Origin of the sequence: Arthrobacter sp. 'calajunan' (genome assembly GCF_046940185.1) — a bacterium.
Classification (GTDB): domain Bacteria; phylum Actinomycetota; class Actinomycetes; order Actinomycetales; family Micrococcaceae; genus Glutamicibacter; species Glutamicibacter soli.
This window is the reverse complement of sequence record NZ_JBKZDY010000011.1, coordinates 1-16,267: the sequence shown is the minus strand read 5'-3', so window position 1 is coordinate 16,267 and position 16,267 is coordinate 1. Positions and strand designations below refer to the sequence as shown.

The window sequence follows — 16,267 nt, the reverse complement described above, 5'->3', positions numbered from 1 at the left end:
TATCCGAGGTCCGGCGTCGGCGTGCGATACTTCACAGCGAGCGAAAGCCCGCACGCGCTAGGATTGATGATTGAGCTGTGTCCGGATGCCGTGTGCCAGGAGCATCGTGGCGGGGCAGGAATTCTTTCCAGTGTGGTCAGTAGAGAGGTGGACATGTCCAGGGAACCGTTGATGACGTTGGTCGCGTCCGAGGTGGACGACGCCCGACTTCAGGGCCTGGGCATGTACGTGGCGCTGCGCGGAATGTCAGATGCAGGCCATGCCCACTCGCAGGTGGCCAACGAGCTGTTCGGCCGCCTGGACTCCGAGTTGTTCGCGACCTTCGACGCCGACGAGTTGGTGGCCTACACCTCCCAGCGGCCGCGGGTGACCTTCCTGGGCGACCATTTCGCCGGCTACCAGGCCCCGCGCTTGGAGATGTATCTCATGACCGACGAGCTTGAACGCAAGTTCTGGCTGCTGACCGGCGTGGAACCGGACCTGAAATGGGAGCGGCTGGTTGCCGAGCTGCTCGGCTTCATCGAGGCGTTCAACATCTGCCTCGTGGTCAGCACCGCGTCCCTGCCGATGCCGGTGCCGCACACCCGCCCGGTCGGGGTCACCGCCCACGGCAACCGCAAGGACCTGATCGAAAACATCTCGACCTGGAGCCCCACCGTGGAATCCCCGGCGGGACTGACCTCGCTGATGGAGATCCGCCTCAACGACGCAGGGCGCGACGTGGTCGGCTATTCGCTGCACACCCCGCACTACCTCGCCGAATCTGAGTACCCGGCGGTGGCGGTGGCCGCCTTGGAGCATGTCGGCGCCGCGCTGAAGCTCGCCCTGCCGACGGACAACCTGCGCGAAGCGGGCCGGCTGGTCGACACGCAACTGGCCGAGCAGCTCGAAAGCAGCACCGACGTGCGCCAGATGGTCGACGGCTTCGAACAGCGATTCGACGCGCACGCCCAGGAGCACGAGCGCCGTTCGCTGCTGCTCGACGAGGGGGAAGACATGCCGGATGCCGAGGAACTGGGCACCCGCGTTGAAGACTTCCTGGCGACGATCGAAGACACGCAGGACTGGCTGAACAATTCCGAGAATGACCCGTTCCCGGGTGAAACGGAACAGTGAGCACTTCCCACCTGAACTCGAAAAAATCGTGGCTCGTCTACGGTTACGCAATACTTACCTACATTTCGGCCATTGCGCAGCGCACCAGCTTCGGCGTGGCCGGACTTGAAGCCACCGAGCGCTTCGACGCCAACGCGCAGATCATGGCCACCTTCTCGGTGGTCCAGCTGGTGGTCTATGCCGGGGCGCAAGTCCCGGTCGGGTTGCTCTTGGACCGTTTCGGCCCGCGCATCCTGATTACCACCGGCGCGATGCTGATGACCGCCGGCCAAGCGTTCCTCGCCATTTCAACCAACGTCCCCATGGGACTTGTCGGTCGTGTCATGGTCGGCATGGGTGATGCCATGGTTTTCGTCTCGGTGCTGAAGCTGCTGCCGCTGTGGTTCTCCGGATCGCGGATCCCCATCCTGACCCAGCTGACGGGAACGTTCGGCCAGTTGGGGCAGCTGATCAGCATCTTCCCGTTCCACATGATCCTCGTGGCCCGCGGATGGACTCCCGCCTTCTCGGTCCTCTCGGCCTTTGCCTTCGAGACGCTGATTACCACCATCGCCTTTGTCCGCAACGGCGACAGCTGGGCGCACGCCAAGCAGGGCGCCGGAACGCACCAGGGATCGCGCCTACTGGCGGCCTTGCGGCAGCCCGGCACCAGGCTCGGATTCTGGACCCACTTCTCCACCGCATTCATGATCAATACGTTCATGATGACCTGGGGCTACCCGTTCCTGGTCCAAGGCCAAGGGATCGACAGCGCACTGGCTTCGAGCCTGATGTCGGTGTTCGTCGTGGTCGCAGTGCTGGTCGGTCCGCTGCTTGGCGCCTTGACATCTCGGCATCCGGGCAAGCGCTCCTTCTTCGCGCTGGGAATCATCGCCGGGATGGTCGTGATGTGGGCTATCGTGCTGCTGTGGCCGGGACAGGCGCCGATGTGGGTGCTGATCATCCTCATGGTTGCAGTCGCCGCCGGTGGCCCGGCGTCGGTGATCGGCTTCGACTTCGCCCGCACGTTCAATCCGCCCCACCTGCAGGGAACCGCAACCGGCGTGGTGAACACCGGTGGCTTCATCGGCGCCTTCATCACGATCTACGTCATCGGATTCATCATGGACTGGGCCTACAAAGCCGGCGGCTCGACCGGGGAGCTCTACAACCTCCCGGCATTCCGCGTCGCGCTGTCCTTCCAGTTCGTCATGATGGTCATCGGGGTGTCCTTCATGCTGATTGAACGGGGTAAGGCCAGGCGATTCCTAGCCGAGAACGGCTAGCTCCGCGTCCTTCGCCGGCCTGCCCCTTTGGTTCTCCACAGTTCGCCAGGCATCGGAAAAGGACACGGGCCCGGTGCTTCACCGTGGGTTCATGACTACTACACCTGAACGCCACCCGCTGTCCCTCGCGGATGTTGAAGACATCCTCGCCTACATCCCGCACGCTTTGGGATTCCACCCCGTCGATTCGGTGGTGCTCCTGCTGGTCCAGGAACAACGGCTGGAAGCAACGCTGCGCGTCGACCTGCCCGCCATGCAACCGGAGGAAGGGCTGAATGCCTGGGTGTTGCAGGTGACAAACCTCCTGCGCCGGATGCCCGAAGTGCGCAGTGTTGTCGCCGTGGTCTACGCGCCGTCAGGGCTCGGAAGTTGCCGCGAAATTCCCTACCGGGCGATGCACGAGAAACTCCGCGACCGGCTGCAGCTGCGGGGCGTCGAGCTGCGTCATGCCTGGTGCCTGGGGCCCCGGTACATCTGGGACTACCATGCGGCAAGCGTCGAGGCCTGGCTGCCAAGGCCGCAGACCGACGGAAACGAGACGCACCTGTCGATGGTGCTGGCAGGATCGGCGCCGCTGGACAAGCCCTGGGACGGGTGCGGCATGGAGCCATGGCCCAACGCGGAGAACGTCAGGGAGCTGGCGGACGCGCTCAGAGTGAATTCTGTCGAAGGAATCGCCCGCTGGGCGAAGCTGCTGGAGTTGCCGCCGGAACTTGCTGCCCGGGAAATCCATGAGGACCCAACCTGCGCGGCCGAACTGATCGACTCGCTGCGTTGGAAAGTCGTGCGCGACATCCTTCCCTATCTTGCCGGTACCAGCCATGGGGAAACGGTTGATGTTCTGGTCAAGTTGTCCGAACGAGAACCGGGGGAGGAAGTGCCGGAACTGGGCCAGTTCCTGCTGGGCCAAGGGTGGCGCAGTCCCGATTGGGAACGCACCGAGAGGTTGTGGTACCTGGCCCGCGATCTGCTGGGCATTGCGCAGAACCACCAGCGCTACGCGCTGATGTGCGTGCTCGGCTGGATTGAATGGGCCAAGGGAAGGGGATCCCTGGCCATGACGCTGTTGGACCAGGTGTTGCGCGAATGCCCGGACTACAATCTGGCGAAGCTGCTGAAGGAAATGCTCAATCAGGGCATCATGCCGCATTGGGCCACCGACCAGCTGAGGGCTTGGAGGGCCCATTTCGCATGACACGATGCGCCTTTGTGCCCTCCAAGTGGTGTCCGGGCATCAATTCATGGATAATGGTTCCACAGACCCGGTTAGGTTCGAAAGCGCCTATGCCTCAAAGTCACTGATTTTGGGAACATTTGGCGGAGCTGGTGCGTTGTAAAGGACGTGCCAACTTACGGTGATTCGTCGTGTACGAATTGCTATCGGACTTGACAGGGTCATAGTGGTGTTACCGGCAGGTGCATCCGGAACGCATCGTTAGAAAGGTTATTCGTGTCATCTTCTGAGACGAACGCTAATCGCAAGGCAACCGAGGCTGAGGTCGACGTCGCCGAGGAATCGGTATCCAAGCCTGTAGCGAAGAAGCGCGCTACCAAGGCCCGTACCAAGAAGGCAGCAGCCGACTCCGCAGATCAGACCGAAGAGGCCACCGAGCCCGAGGAACTCGACGACGATGCCGAGGCAAACGCCGAAGCAAAGGCCGGAGAGAAGCCAGAGGAAGAGTCCAAGGGCTTTACCCTCTCGACCACCGACGACGACGCCCCGCAGCAACAGGTCATGGTTGCCGGCGCTACCGCGGACCCGGTTAAGGACTACCTGAAGCAGATTGGCAAGGTTGCCCTGCTGAACGCGGAACAGGAAGTCGATCTCGCGCTGCGTATCGAAGCCGGCCTGTTCGCGCAGGACAAGCTGGATCACCACAGCGAAGGCATCGACCAGCGACTGCGCTGGGACTACGAGCAGATCATCCACGACGGCAAGATCGCCAAGAACCACCTTTTGGAGGCCAACCTCCGCCTTGTGGTCTCGCTGGCCAAGCGCTACACCGGCCGCGGCATGCTTTTTCTGGACCTGATCCAGGAAGGCAACTTGGGCCTGATCCGCGCCGTGGAGAAGTTCGACTACACCAAGGGCTTCAAGTTCTCCACCTACGCGACCTGGTGGATCCGCCAGGCGATTACCCGTGCCATGGCTGACCAGGCGCGTACCATTCGCATCCCGGTCCACATGGTTGAAGTGATCAACAAGCTGGCACGCGTCCAGCGCCAGATGCTGCAGGACCTGGGCCGCGAACCAACCCCGGAAGAGCTGGCCAAGGAACTGGACATGACCCCTGAAAAGGTGGTCGAGGTCCAGAAGTACGGCCGCGAACCGATTTCGCTGCACACCCCGTTGGGCGAGGACGGCGATTCCGAGTTCGGCGACCTGATCGAAGACTCCGAGGCCGTCGTGCCAGCCGATGCGGTTTCCTTCACCCTGCTGCAGGAGCAGCTGCACTCGGTGCTCGACACCCTATCTGAGCGCGAGGCCGGCGTTGTCGCCATGCGCTTCGGCCTGACCGACGGACAGCCCAAGACCCTGGACGAAATCGGCAAGGTCTACGGCGTGACCCGTGAGCGTATCCGCCAGATCGAGTCGAAGACCATGTCGAAGCTGCGCCACCCGTCGCGTTCACAGGTGCTTCGGGACTACCTCGACTAAGCCGTTAGTGAGCTGTGGCCGGGCCGATCCGCAAGGATCGTCCCGGCCACAGCTGCTTAATCACCCAAGCGCGGCCAGCGCGACTGGCTCGGCCGGCAGCTTGGCGGCACAAAAAACCGCAGGCGGTCCCATCCAGTGATGGGACCGCCTGCGGTGCATCCCTCGCGGGACAAGTTACGATCAGTCGTTGATGTCGACCTTCGGCTTTTCGTGGAGCCGCGAGGACTCGTCATGCCACACGGAAGTCTGTGGGCGCAGTTTTGGTTCCACGTCCCGTGCATGGTGAGCGCAGAAGAGCAGCTCGCCGCCGGTAGAAGCTAGCACAGCCCGTACGTAGGCCTGTGCACCGCAGCGGTCGCACCGGTCGAGGGCGTTGAGTTCACGACTAGGTGTTGTAGTAGTCATCGCCAGCCTCCCTAAATAGATGGTTACTCTATACAACCAGCTTTGCCCCTGACTTTATCCCGAAAGGGCCGCGCTTTCGCTCACCGCGTAGCGAGTGTGGATAAGCTCTCACGGCCGGACCGGCAACCGCATTACCGCCAAATGCCGCCCATTCGAACAAAGTAACGATTAGAATGGAATGCAAAGTAGTTCTTTTCTCGCGTCAGTAGGAGACAGCAGCCCAGTGGCCTCATCCGAAAATTACAACGCCCGCCACCTCTCGGTTCTTGAAGGCCTGGAGGCCGTGCGCAAGCGGCCGGGTATGTACATCGGTTCCACCGATTCCCGCGGCCTGATGCATTGCCTGTGGGAAATCATCGACAACTCGGTTGACGAAGCCCTGGGCGGCTTCGGCCAATCGATCAACGTGATCCTGCATAGCGACGGATCGGTCGAGGTCCAGGATGACGGCCGAGGCATTCCGGTAGACGTTGAACCAAAAACCGGATTGAGCGGCCTAGAGGTCGTTTTCACCAAGCTGCACGCCGGTGGCAAGTTCGGCGGCGGTTCCTACAGCGCCTCCGGCGGCCTGCACGGCGTGGGCGCCTCGGTGGTCAACGCGCTATCCTCCCGGCTCGATGTCGAAGTGGACCGCGGCGGCAAGACCTACGCCATGCAGTTCCGCCGTGGCGAGCCTGGAGCCTTCGTGGACAAGGGCCGCAAGAAGTTCGATGCGGAATTCATCCCGCACGAAAAGGCCACCCCGCCGGAGGTCATCGGCAAGGCTAAACGCGGAGTCACCGGAACGCGCATTCGCTACTGGGCGGATAACTACATTTTCACTCCGGACGCGAAATTTTCCTATACCGACCTCCAGGACCGGGCGCGCCAGACGTCGTTCCTGGTTCCAGGACTGCGCATCACCCTGCGCGACGAGCGCGGCCTGCCCGGCACCCCCGGGGCCGAAGGGCCTCACGAAGAGGTCTTCCAGCATGACGGCGGCATCAGCGAGTTCGTCGACTTCTTGAGCAGCGATTCGCCGGTGACTGATATCTGGCGTTTCCACGGCAGCGGCTCCTTCCACGAGAAGGTCCCGGTGATCGACGAGAACGGCCGCAGCCACATCGAGGACGTGCAGCGCGTGTGCGAAGTCGACGTCGCGCTGCGCTGGGGGATTGGCTACGACACCACGCTGCGCAGCTTCGTCAACATCATCGCCACCCCCAAGGGCGGAACCCATACGACCGGTTTCGAGCAGGCCCTGCTGAAGTCGTTCCGCAAGAACGTCGAGGCCAACGCCCGCAAGCTGAAGTTCGGCCAGAAGGACAAGCTGGAGAAGGATGACGTCCTGGCCGGCATGACCGCAGTGCTCACCGTGCGCCTGGCCGAGCCGCAGTTCGAGGGCCAGACCAAGGAAATCCTGGGCACGCCCCAGGTGCGCCAGGTGGTTTCCAAGGTTCTGGAAAAGGCCATGAACGAACGCCTCGGCTCCAGCAAGCGCAGTGAGAAGGCCGAGGCCTCCTCCTTGCTGGAGAAGGTCGTCAACGAGATGAAATCCCGCGTCTCGGCCCGCATGCACAAGGAAACCCAACGGCGCAAGACCGCGCTGGAATCCTCGTCGCTGCCAACCAAGCTGCTGGACTGCCGCAGCAAGGAAGTCGGCCGTTCCGAAATGTTCATCGTCGAGGGCGATAGCGCCCTGGGCACCGCCCGCTTGGCTCGCTCCAGCGAATTCCAGGCGCTGCTTCCGATCCGCGGCAAGATCCTGAACGTGCAGAAGGCCTCGGTCTCCGACATGCTCTCGAACGCCGAATGCGCGGCGATGATCCAGGTGATCGGCGCAGGGTCGGGCCGCAGCTTCGACATCGAACAGGCCCGCTACGGCAAGATCATCCTGATGACCGATGCCGACGTCGATGGCGCGCACATCCGAACCCTGCTGCTGACCTTGTTCTACCGCTACATGCGGCCGATGATCGAGCACGGGCGCGTGTACGCGGCGGTTCCCCCGCTGCACCGCATCGAGATCATCAACCCCGGATCCAAGCAGAACGAAGTGGTGTACACCTATTCCGAAGCCGAGATGCAGCGCCTGCTGGCCAAGATCGAAGCCGAGGGGCGGCGCTACAAGGAACCGATCCAGCGCTATAAGGGCCTGGGTGAGATGGATGCGGACCAGTTGGCCGAAACCACCATGGATCCGCGCCACCGCATGCTGCGCCGCGTGAACATCGAGCACGCCCAGCAGGCAGAGGAGATCTTCGACCTGCTGATGGGTTCGGACGTCGCGCCGCGCAAGAGCTTCATCATCGCCGGAGCCGAAGACCTGGAGCGCGAACGCATCGACGTGTAAAACCAGCGAAAACCGAGTCCGCCGCCGCCAGCCCACGTATCGTGGGCTGGCGCCGGCGGACTTCGTTGTTGGCGGGGCCGGCGGCTACCAAGCCAGCAGGCGCGGAGCGATCAGCAGGACGGTCGGGCACACCATGAGCAGCACGGTGCAGGCAAGGACCAGGCCGCGCTGCGGTTTAGCCAGCGGTTCCTCGGGGGTGAGCAGCCGTTGCAGGCGACGGGAGGAGACTTCGCCGCCGGGCATCCCTACCTGCTGCGCGTTGGATGAACCTGCGGCGGCGGAGCCCGGAGCCTCGGGGGCGCCGGCCGCCGCGACGGTGACGATGGCCTTGAGCAGGGTTTGGCGTCTGACCTGTTCCAGAGCCTTGTCATCGGCCAGCATCTCGATCAGCTGGCGCACCGCGTCCAGCGACAGTCGGGACGTCGGAAGCCAGGGCAGCGCCTCGTTCCATGCGGTGAACGCCAGGATCAGCAGATCGTGCCGCTGGTCCAGATGCGAGCTTTCATGGGCGATCACCGCAGCCTGTTCCTCGGGGGAGAGCTTGGTGAGCAGCCCGCGGGAGAGCACGGTGACGGATTGGGCGATCCCCGGTACGCAATAGGCGACCGGCATGTCGTGATCCAGCACCAGGGTATTGGGCCGGGTCTCGGAAGGGTTGCTTAGCAGGCGGAGCAGCTGCCGATGCTTGGCGCGCTGTCTGGTGGTGCGCCATGCGGCGCGGGCCAGGGTGAGCACCAGATGGAAGCCGAACAGCAGGGCGGTGCTCAAGGCGAAAAGGTGCACGACGCCGGGATAGGCGACACCGGGTTCGCCAGTGATCAAGCCCCAGCCGGCAATCAGCGCCGAGATCAGGTCGTTCCCCAGTGGCGCCAGGCCCCAGACCAGCATGGAGCCGATCATGGACAAGCCACCGCCAAGTGCGATGGCCTGCCAGAGCAGGACAGCTTGCACGGGAGCACGGGAGGTCCATTTTGCCTTGGACAACGCCAGCGGCGTTGGCCATGCCAATGCGATAGCCAACGCCGCTAGGAAATATGAGGTGAGAAGCACTCAGTCCCCGAAGTTCGTGTAAATTAGGCGGACTTTACAGTGTCCAAGATAGCACGAAGGGATGCTGCTTCATCTGCTGAAATGCCGCCGATAAAGCGGGCGAGAACTGCTTCGCGGTCCTGGGCGGTCCCCAGGGCGTCGTTGAGCAATCCCACAGTGTGATCCTCGCGGGTGGAGGACGCGGTGTAACGGTGAGGGCGGGTGGTACGTTCGCGTATCACGAGGCCCTTCTTCTCCAGTCGTGCCAACACGGTGAGAACCGTGGTGACTGCGAGTTCCTTTGCATCGGTACCAAGTGCCGCAAGATCGTCCCGGAGGTCGTTTGCGGTGAGTGGTTCTGCGGAATCCCACAGCAGGTCCATGACGGAGCGTTCCAGATCGCCAAGGCTGGCCACTAGGTAGTACCTCACTTGCTTTAGTTGCTGCGCACCAGGCCTCCCGTCGTAACGACGTGAAATCTGGTGCTTGGAAGTCTCATTGTAGCGGCATTTGACCAATATTTCTACGTACCGTAAAAGAGCTCTGTGAGCACGCCGTTTCCTATTTGCGGCGTTCCGGCTGAAGTTATGAAGGGTACTTTTTGCTGACTTGGGGAATTTAATTTCCGTGGACGTGAAACGGTTTACGGGTTTAGAATCGCCCGAACCTGATTTTTAAGGGCTGCTTCCCAGATTTCCGGGCCGCGCGAGTGACATGGCCGACGCGATTTCTACATGTTGTCGAAATTGAACTATGGTGATCACGGGAGCTAATTTCTACGGGGCGTAGAAGTTGGCAATCAACCAACTCGCGACACATATATACAGAGGACCCGATGGATGCATTAGAGATTGCCCGGTGGCAATTTGGCATTACAACCGTGTACCACTTCTTGATGGTGCCCTTGACGCTGGGCCTGGGCTTGACCGTGGCGGTGCTTCAAACCGTCTGGTACCGCACGGGCAACGAGCAGTGGCTGCGCATGACCAAGTTCTGGGGCAAGCTGTTCCTGATCAACTTCATCATGGGCGTTGCCACCGGCATCGTCCAGGAATTCCAGTTCGGCATGGCCTGGAGCGAATACAGCCGCTATGTCGGCGACGTGTTCGGCGCTCCGCTGGCCATGGAAGCCCTGCTGGCTTTCTTCGTCGAATCGACCTTCCTCGGGTTATGGATCTTCGGCTGGAAGAAGCTTCCCAAGCTGGCCCACCTTGCCACGATCTGGGCCGCGGCGCTGGCTTCGCTGCTCTCGGCCTACTTCATCCTGGTCGCCAACTCGTGGATGCAGCACCCGGTCGGCGCTGAGATCATCGACGGCAAGGCCGTCATGACCGACGCCTGGGCGGTCTTCACCAACAACACCGCGCTGATCACCTTCCCGCACACGCTCTTCGGCGCATTCGCCGTCGCCGGCGGTTTCCTGCTGGGCATCTCCTGGTTCCACCTCTACCGCCGCCGCAAGGAAGGCATCGATTCCGTCGACTCCCAGGGGCGCGTTGTCGTCGGGCAGGACCTGAGCAAGGGCAAGAGCCGCGACAAGACCGACTACCACGTGTGGATCAAGTCGCTGCGCATCGGCGCCGTCGTCGCCATGGTCTCGTTCCTCGGCGTGGCACTGACCGGCCACGAACAGGCCAAGCTCATGTTCGAGCAGCAGCCAATGAAGATGGCTTCCGCCGAAGCAGCCTGCCATGACGGCACCGGCTTCTCGGTGCTCACCCTGGGAGATATCACCTCTCCGGGCTCCACCAACTGTGCAGACATCGTGGCCACCTTTGAACTGCCCGGCCTGCTGTCCTTCCTGGCCAACGGCGACTTCACCACCGAGGTCAAGGGCGTGAACACCCTGATCCCCGAATACCAGGAGAAATACGGCAAGTACTATCCCGAGGACCCGAACTTCGGCCCGTACGCAGGCCAGGAGATCAACTACCTGCCGGTCATGGAAGTCACCTACTGGGGCTTCCGTCTGATGATCACCCTGGGCGGTCTGTCCGCGCTCACCGCGGCTCTGGCCCTGTGGCTGACCCGCAAGGGCACCGTGCCGCAGAGCAAGTGGCTCTCCCGCCTGGCGCTGCTGAGCATCGCGGCCCCGTTTGGTGCGAACTCGGCAGGCTGGATCTTCACCGAAATGGGACGCCAGCCCTTCACCGTGGCGCCGAACCCGCAAATGGGCGGCATCGACCAGGTCTTCATGTACACCGCGGCCTCGGTTTCGCCGACGGTCAGCGCCGGGGAGATGCTCTTCTCGCTGATCACCCTGACCCTCGTCTACGGCGTGCTGCTGGTGGTTGAACTGGTCCTGCTCACCCGGTACATCCGGGGCGGCATAGGCTCGGCCATGCCGGAGCTGAACGCGGCCTCCGACAAGGATGACGCCGACGGCCCGGGACACGACAAGAACGACGACGGCGACGTGCTCGCCTTCGCCTACTAGACCCGCACAGAACATAGGAGAAACACCATGGATTGGCTACCAGCTCTCTGGTTCATCCTCATCGCTGTGCTCTGGTGCGGCTACCTCTTCCTGGAAGGCTTCGACCTGGGCGTGGGCATGCTCATCGGCCTGGGCAGGAACAGCGAGAAGCGCAAGCGCGTCCTGCTGAACACCATCGGCCCGGTCTGGGACGGCAACGAAGTCTGGCTGCTCACCGCCGGCGGCGCCACCTTCGCTGCCTTCCCTCACTGGTACGCCTCGCTGTTCTCGGCGCTGTACATCCCGCTGACGCTCGTGCTCGTGGCGCTGATCTTCCGCGCCGTGTCCATCGAGTACCGCGGCAAGGCGAAGACCGAACGCTCGCGCAAGCTGTGGGACGCAGCCCTGGGCTACGGCTCGCTGGTCGCGGCCTTCGGCGTGGGCGCCATGCTGGCGCTGACCACCCTGGGCCTGCCGCTGAACGAGAACGGCGACCGCGTGGGCGGACCGTTCGCGTGGTTGACCTGGTACGCAGTGCTCGGCGGCGTGGCGGTCGTGGCCTTCTGCTGGATCCACGCGCTGGCCTTCGTCCGGCTGAAGACCGACGGCCCGGTCCGCGAACGCGCCGGCAGGCTGTTCACCCGCTGGCTGCCGCTGGCCGTGCTGCCGCTGGTGGCCTGGGTATTGATGGTGCTGCTGGACAATGACTCGGCAGTGGCTTGGGCCCTGCTGGCCGCCGCGGCGCTAGCCCTGGTCGTCAGCATCGTCACCGCCCGCGCCGGACGCGAAGGCGTCTCGTTCATCGCCTTGGGCGTGATGCTCGCCGCCGGGGTGGCGGCGATCTTCACTGCGGCGTTCCCCGTCGTGCTGCCCTCCACCCTGGACCCGGCCTTCGACCTGACGATCTACACGGCCTCCAGCTCGGCCTACACGCTGAAGCTGATGAGCATCGTGGCGGCCTTCGGCGTCCCGCTGGTGCTGGCCTACCAGTCCTGGAGCTACTGGGTCTTCCGCAAGCGCGTCAAGGAGGAGCACATCCCCGAGGCGCACCACCCGGAACCGATCGTCAAGTAGCACACCCCACCGCGGCGACCGAAAGGAACGCACCCCATGCGCACACCGCGCTTCCTGCCCCGAGAGCTGATCGCTCCACGCCAGATCGTGGTCCTCACCGTGTTCTCGGTGCTCAAGACCGCCGGACTGGTGCTCGCCGCGTACGGCCTGGGCCAGTGGATCGCGAACATGGCCTCCGGAACCGGCAATACCCCGGCGCTGCTGGTCCTGGCCGCCGCCGGCGTGCTGGGCCGCGCCGCCGGGGTATGGGGCCTGAACACCGGGGCGCGGCGCATGGGGCTGGGTGCCAAGGAGCGGATGCGCGCCACCTTGGTGCGCACCGCGGCGAGCCGGCCGGGCATCGTCCCGGCCGACTCGGCCGACCACTCGGTGCCGGTCACCGCAACCCTGGCAAGCCACGGCATCGACAAGCTCGACGACTACTTCACCAAATTCATCCCGGCGCTCATCGGAGCCATGGTGCTCCCGGCGCTGCTGGGCATCTACATCCTGTCCCTGGACTGGATCAGCGCGGTGGTGCTGCTGCTGACCATCCCGCTGGTCCCGGTGTTCATGGCCCTGATCGGCCTGCACACCCAGGACACCCTGGCCGCCTCGCAGTCCAAGCTCGACGCGCTGGCCCACCAGATGTACGAGCTGGCCCAGGGCCTGCCCGCCCTGCTGGGCCTGGGCCGCGCCCGCCGCCACGGCAACGCCATCGCCGCGGTCAGCGAAAAGTACCGCCAGGCCACCATGGCCAATCTCAAAACCGTGTTCCTCTCCAGCTTCTGGCTGGAACTGATCTCCACCCTGTCAGTGGCGGTGCTGGCAGTGATGATCGGCGTGCGCCTGGTCGGCGGCAGCATGGACCTGGCTCCGGGCCTGATCATCCTGATCCTCGCCCCGGAGCTGTTTTCCGCGCTGCGCGAGGTCGGCTCCGCCTACCACGCCGCCGACGACGGGCTGGCCTCCTACCAGCGCTACCAGGCCATCACCGCCGAACAGGAAAACCACCAGATCCTCTCGCTGGTCCCCGCGACCCCGGGCAGCCTGCTGGAACTGCGCGACGTGTCCATCGGCTACCGCGCGGGAGAACCGGTGCACGAGCACCTGGACCTCACCCTGATGCCGGGGGAGCGCAAGCTGCTGTCCACCGCCAGCGGCACCGGCAAGACCACCGTGCTGCGCCTGGTCGCCGAGGCCTCCACTAGCGACAACAGCTTCGATGCGGCCCGCGTCAGCGGCCAGGTCTATGTGGGCAGCCAGCTGGCAGTCATCAGCCAGCACCCGCAGTTCAACGCCGCCACCGGCGAGGCCCAGCTGGCCCAGGACGTCCCGGACGCCGAGGAGCGGCTGGTCGCCGAGCTGGCGGCCCGGCTGGAACTGGAGACCATGCTGCCGCGGCAGATCGCCGAATACTCGCCGGGCGAGCTGCGCCGGCTGGAGGTGCTGCGCGCCGTGCTGCGCCTGCACAGCGTGCCAGACTGCCGCCTGCTGCTGGCCGACGAGCCCACCGCCCATCTGGATATGGCCAACGCCGCTGCCGTACGCCAGGTGCTGGCCGAGCTTCCGGCCGGCACCGCCGTGCTGGTTGCCAGCCACGACCCGCTGCTGGCCGCCAACCCGTCGCAGGCCGGCGAGAAGGGTGCGCCGCAGGCTTCGCAGCCTGCCCGGGACTTCGCGAGCCGGCATGCTGCGGCCCCGTCAGCCCAGGCGTCCGCTGTGCCAACGGCTTCAGCCGGCCCCGCGCCGCGCTTCAACCCGCTGCGCGAGCTGTTCTCCGGCTACGTCCCGGCCCGCAAGGCGGCGGTCTACGGCACCCTCGGCATCCTGTGCGCCGTGGCCCTGTCCGCACTGAGTGGATGGCTGATCGTCGAATCCAGCTACCAGCCGGCCATCTTGCACTTGACCGTCGCCTTCGTCATGGTCCGCACCCTGGGCATCGGCCGCGCCGCCTTCCGCTACCTGGAACAGCTGGCCATCCACGACGCAGTGCTCGGCTACGCCGGGGCGCTGCGTGAGAAGATCTGGACCTCCATGGTCGCCAACCCCGCCCGCTGGGGACTGGTCAGCCGCTCCTCGGTGGTGCTGCGCTTCCTGCTGGCTGAGGTCGACGAGCTGCGCGACCTGCTGGCCCGCGTGCTCTTCCCGCCGATCCAGGCCGTCGCCGTCTGGGCCGCCGGCATCGCTGTGCTGTTCTACATCCAGCCCGCCTTCGGCTGGGCCGCGCTGGCCGCCGGACTGCTGCTGGCCTTCCCGGGCCGCTGGCTCGTGCGCCGAGTCGAAGGCCTGCACCTGGCCCGGCAGCTGGCCCACCGGCTGAATGTGAACCAAGCCGTGCTGGGCATCCTGCGCAACCAGGGCGCGCTGCGCGCCTACGGGTCGCTGGCCCGGGTGCTGGACAAGCTTGCCATCGCCGAATCCGAGAACACCTCGGCTGCCCGGCGCCACGCGCTCGGCCAGGGCCTCGCCCCGGCCCTGGGTGCGCTGCTGACCGGCGCGCTGGCCGTCGCCTTCGCGGAGCTATCCACCAGCTCGGCCTCCTTCACCGCGCTCGCCGTGCTCATGGCCCTGGCCCTGGGCGAAGCCGCCACCGCCGCGCTGAGCGCCGTGCAGCAGGGCAGGGCGCTGAAGGAACTGACCACGACCCTCGCCTCGCGCGGCGTTGGGGGCAGCGCAGCCGAAGGCCAGACCGGGCTGCGGGAGACCTCCCCGGCCGGCGCGCCAGCTGTCCGCGGCTTCGTGCTGGAGGACGTGTCGCTCGGTTACGGGCCGCAGGCCCCGGTGATCGAGCAGCTGACCGCCCGCATCGAACCGGGCCAGTGGAGCGCGCTGACCGGGCCGTCCGGCTCGGGCAAGTCCACGGTGCTCACCGCGCTACTCGGGGCGCTGCCGCTGGAGAGCGGGCGCCTGGCCGCGCTGGATGCGGACGGCCGGGAACACCAGTTCGCCGCGGCGAACCTGGATTCGGTGGCCTGGTGCCCGCAGGAAGCGCACCTGTTCGACTCCACGCTGCGCCGCAACCTGCTGCTGGGCGCCGCGGACGAGGTGCAGGTTTCCGACGACCAGCTCCAGGACGTGCTGCAGCAGGTGGGCCTGGGCGGCTGGCTTGCCGAGCAGCCCGGGGGACTGGACACGCGTATCGGCTCCGGGGGCCACCGGCTTTCCGGCGGCCAGCGCTGCAAGCTCGCCGTGGCCCGCGCTCTGGTGGGCGGGCACCAGGTGATCCTGCTGGACGAGCCCACCGCGCACCTGGGCCAAGACGAATCCGTGGAATTGATGCAGACCCTGCGCGGCGCGCTCGAAGGGCGCACCGTCGTGCTGATCACCCATGACGAGCAGCTCGCCCGCGAATGCCAAGGACAGATCCGGCTGCAGGCCAAGCTGGCTCCCGCCAGCTGACGGCTCGCGGCTCCGAGTGGCCAGCTACAACGCGGACAAGCCCGGGACCGGTTCAGTGCGAACCGGTCCCGGGCTTGACTGCTGCCGGGGGTCAACTACCGTTGGCCGGCGGAAACTGCTAGAGCACGACCCCGCCGTCGTCGAACGGCAAGGTGTCCTCGCCTGGCTGCACCGACGGGCGGGAGGACGGAACCACCGGGGGAAGCTCCGCGCCTGCCGTGGCCGCGGAGGCCGCGCGGGCCGGGGCTTCGCCGGTGCCGGTAGCGACGCTCAGCGAGCCGCCGAGGATGTTGATGCTCTGCGCCAGCGGGGCGCCGGAGCCGTCGCGCTTGCCGAATTCGGTCGGCAGGGCGCGCACCACGCCGGCCGCGGAGCTGGCGCGGGCCGGACCATGCCCGGCGTAGCCAAGCACCAGGTAGTCCTCGCCCTTGACGAAGCGGTGGGCACGCACGCCGGCGGTGGCACGGCCCTTGGCCGGGAATTCGCTGAACTCGGTCAGCTTCACCGACTGGCCGGAAGTGCCCGGCAGCGTCTGCGAACCGGCGGCGATGGTTGCCACCACCGCGTCCTGCTGTCTCTTATACACATCT

11 protein-coding genes and 1 pseudogene are annotated in these 16,267 nt (G+C 65.1%); 8 read left to right on the top strand and 4 right to left on the bottom strand.

Annotated features, from left to right (window positions below; all coding sequences use genetic code 11):
* Positions 1-171: 171 nt before the first annotated feature.
* The 4 genes from RF641_RS15035 to RF641_RS15020 all read left to right on the top strand — a co-directional run bounded on the left by RF641_RS15035 (position 172) and on the right by RF641_RS15020 (position 5,040).
* A complete protein-coding gene (locus RF641_RS15035) occupies positions 172-1,116 on the top strand; it encodes a proteasome assembly chaperone family protein (protein WP_231735936.1) in 945 nt (314 codons plus the stop codon).
* On the top strand, positions 1,113-2,381 hold the full coding sequence (locus RF641_RS15030) for an MFS transporter (protein ID WP_424573528.1): 1,269 nt from the start codon (positions 1,113-1,115) through the stop codon (positions 2,379-2,381). Before RF641_RS15035 ends, RF641_RS15030 begins: the two co-directional genes overlap by 4 nt.
* A gap of 91 nt (positions 2,382-2,472) precedes the next feature.
* Entirely contained in the window at positions 2,473-3,576 is a 1,104-nt protein-coding gene (locus RF641_RS15025; protein ID WP_424573527.1) for a DUF4192 domain-containing protein, read from the top strand.
* A gap of 225 nt (positions 3,577-3,801) precedes the next feature.
* Positions 3,802-5,040, top strand: a complete 1,239-nt coding sequence (locus RF641_RS15020; RefSeq protein WP_053798372.1) for an RNA polymerase sigma factor — start codon at positions 3,802-3,804, stop codon at positions 5,038-5,040.
* Between the two features lie 180 nt (positions 5,041-5,220).
* Here the strand turns inward: RF641_RS15020 and RF641_RS15015 are convergent, their stop codons facing one another.
* Entirely contained in the window at positions 5,221-5,445 is a 225-nt protein-coding gene (locus RF641_RS15015) for a DUF7455 domain-containing protein (RefSeq protein ID WP_047119455.1), read from the bottom strand.
* A 223-nt stretch (positions 5,446-5,668) separates the two neighbouring features.
* Here RF641_RS15015 and RF641_RS15010 point away from each other — a divergent pair, with 223 nt between their 5' ends.
* Positions 5,669-7,777, top strand: coding sequence for a DNA gyrase/topoisomerase IV subunit B (locus RF641_RS15010; RefSeq protein ID WP_047119454.1), 2,109 nt, complete (start codon positions 5,669-5,671; stop codon positions 7,775-7,777).
* Positions 7,778-7,861: 84 nt separating this feature from the next.
* Here the strand turns inward: RF641_RS15010 and RF641_RS15005 are convergent, their stop codons facing one another.
* Entirely contained in the window at positions 7,862-8,827 is a 966-nt protein-coding gene (locus RF641_RS15005) for a M56 family metallopeptidase (protein WP_424573526.1), read from the bottom strand.
* A 23-nt stretch (positions 8,828-8,850) separates the two neighbouring features.
* Positions 8,851-9,222 carry a BlaI/MecI/CopY family transcriptional regulator gene (locus RF641_RS15000; protein ID WP_047120787.1) on the bottom strand — a complete coding sequence of 124 codons (372 nt, stop codon included), beginning with the start codon at positions 9,220-9,222 and terminating at the stop codon, positions 8,851-8,853.
* A 419-nt stretch (positions 9,223-9,641) separates the two neighbouring features.
* Here RF641_RS15000 and RF641_RS14995 point away from each other — a divergent pair, with 419 nt between their 5' ends.
* From RF641_RS14995 to cydC, 3 genes are read left to right on the top strand one after another with little or no spacing between them, the layout of a single operon-like run.
* A complete protein-coding gene (locus tag RF641_RS14995) occupies positions 9,642-11,243 on the top strand; it encodes a cytochrome ubiquinol oxidase subunit I (RefSeq protein ID WP_047119452.1) in 1,602 nt (533 codons plus the stop codon).
* 27 nt (positions 11,244-11,270) lie between these two features.
* Positions 11,271-12,296: a cytochrome d ubiquinol oxidase subunit II gene (gene cydB, locus RF641_RS14990; protein WP_047119451.1), complete on the top strand. Its 1,026-nt coding sequence runs from the start codon at positions 11,271-11,273 to the stop codon at positions 12,294-12,296.
* 36 nt (positions 12,297-12,332) lie between these two features.
* Complete coding sequence (gene cydC / locus RF641_RS14985; RefSeq protein ID WP_424573525.1) at positions 12,333-15,677, top strand: thiol reductant ABC exporter subunit CydC; 3,345 nt, start codon at positions 12,333-12,335, stop codon at positions 15,675-15,677.
* A 118-nt stretch (positions 15,678-15,795) separates the two neighbouring features.
* Here the strand turns inward: cydC and RF641_RS14980 are convergent.
* Positions 15,796-16,267 (bottom strand): annotated as a pseudogene (locus RF641_RS14980) (DNA topoisomerase IV); the annotation flags it as partial.

What these genes read in the sequence shown, in the direction of transcription:
- cydB (WP_047119451.1), top strand. Translation starts at nt 11,271, where the DNA reads ATGGATTGGCTACCAGCTCTCTGGTTCATCCTCATCGCTGTGCTCTGG.
- RF641_RS15035 (WP_231735936.1), top strand. Translation starts at nt 172, where the DNA reads ATGACGTTGGTCGCGTCCGAGGTGGACGACGCCCGACTTCAGGGCCTG.
- RF641_RS14995 (WP_047119452.1), top strand. Translation starts at nt 9,642, where the DNA reads ATGGATGCATTAGAGATTGCCCGGTGGCAATTTGGCATTACAACCGTG.
- RF641_RS15015 (WP_047119455.1), bottom strand. Translation starts at nt 5,445, where the DNA reads ATGACTACTACAACACCTAGTCGTGAACTCAACGCCCTCGACCGGTGC.
- cydC (WP_424573525.1), top strand. Translation starts at nt 12,333, where the DNA reads ATGCGCACACCGCGCTTCCTGCCCCGAGAGCTGATCGCTCCACGCCAG.
- RF641_RS15025 (WP_424573527.1), top strand. Translation starts at nt 2,473, where the DNA reads ATGACTACTACACCTGAACGCCACCCGCTGTCCCTCGCGGATGTTGAA.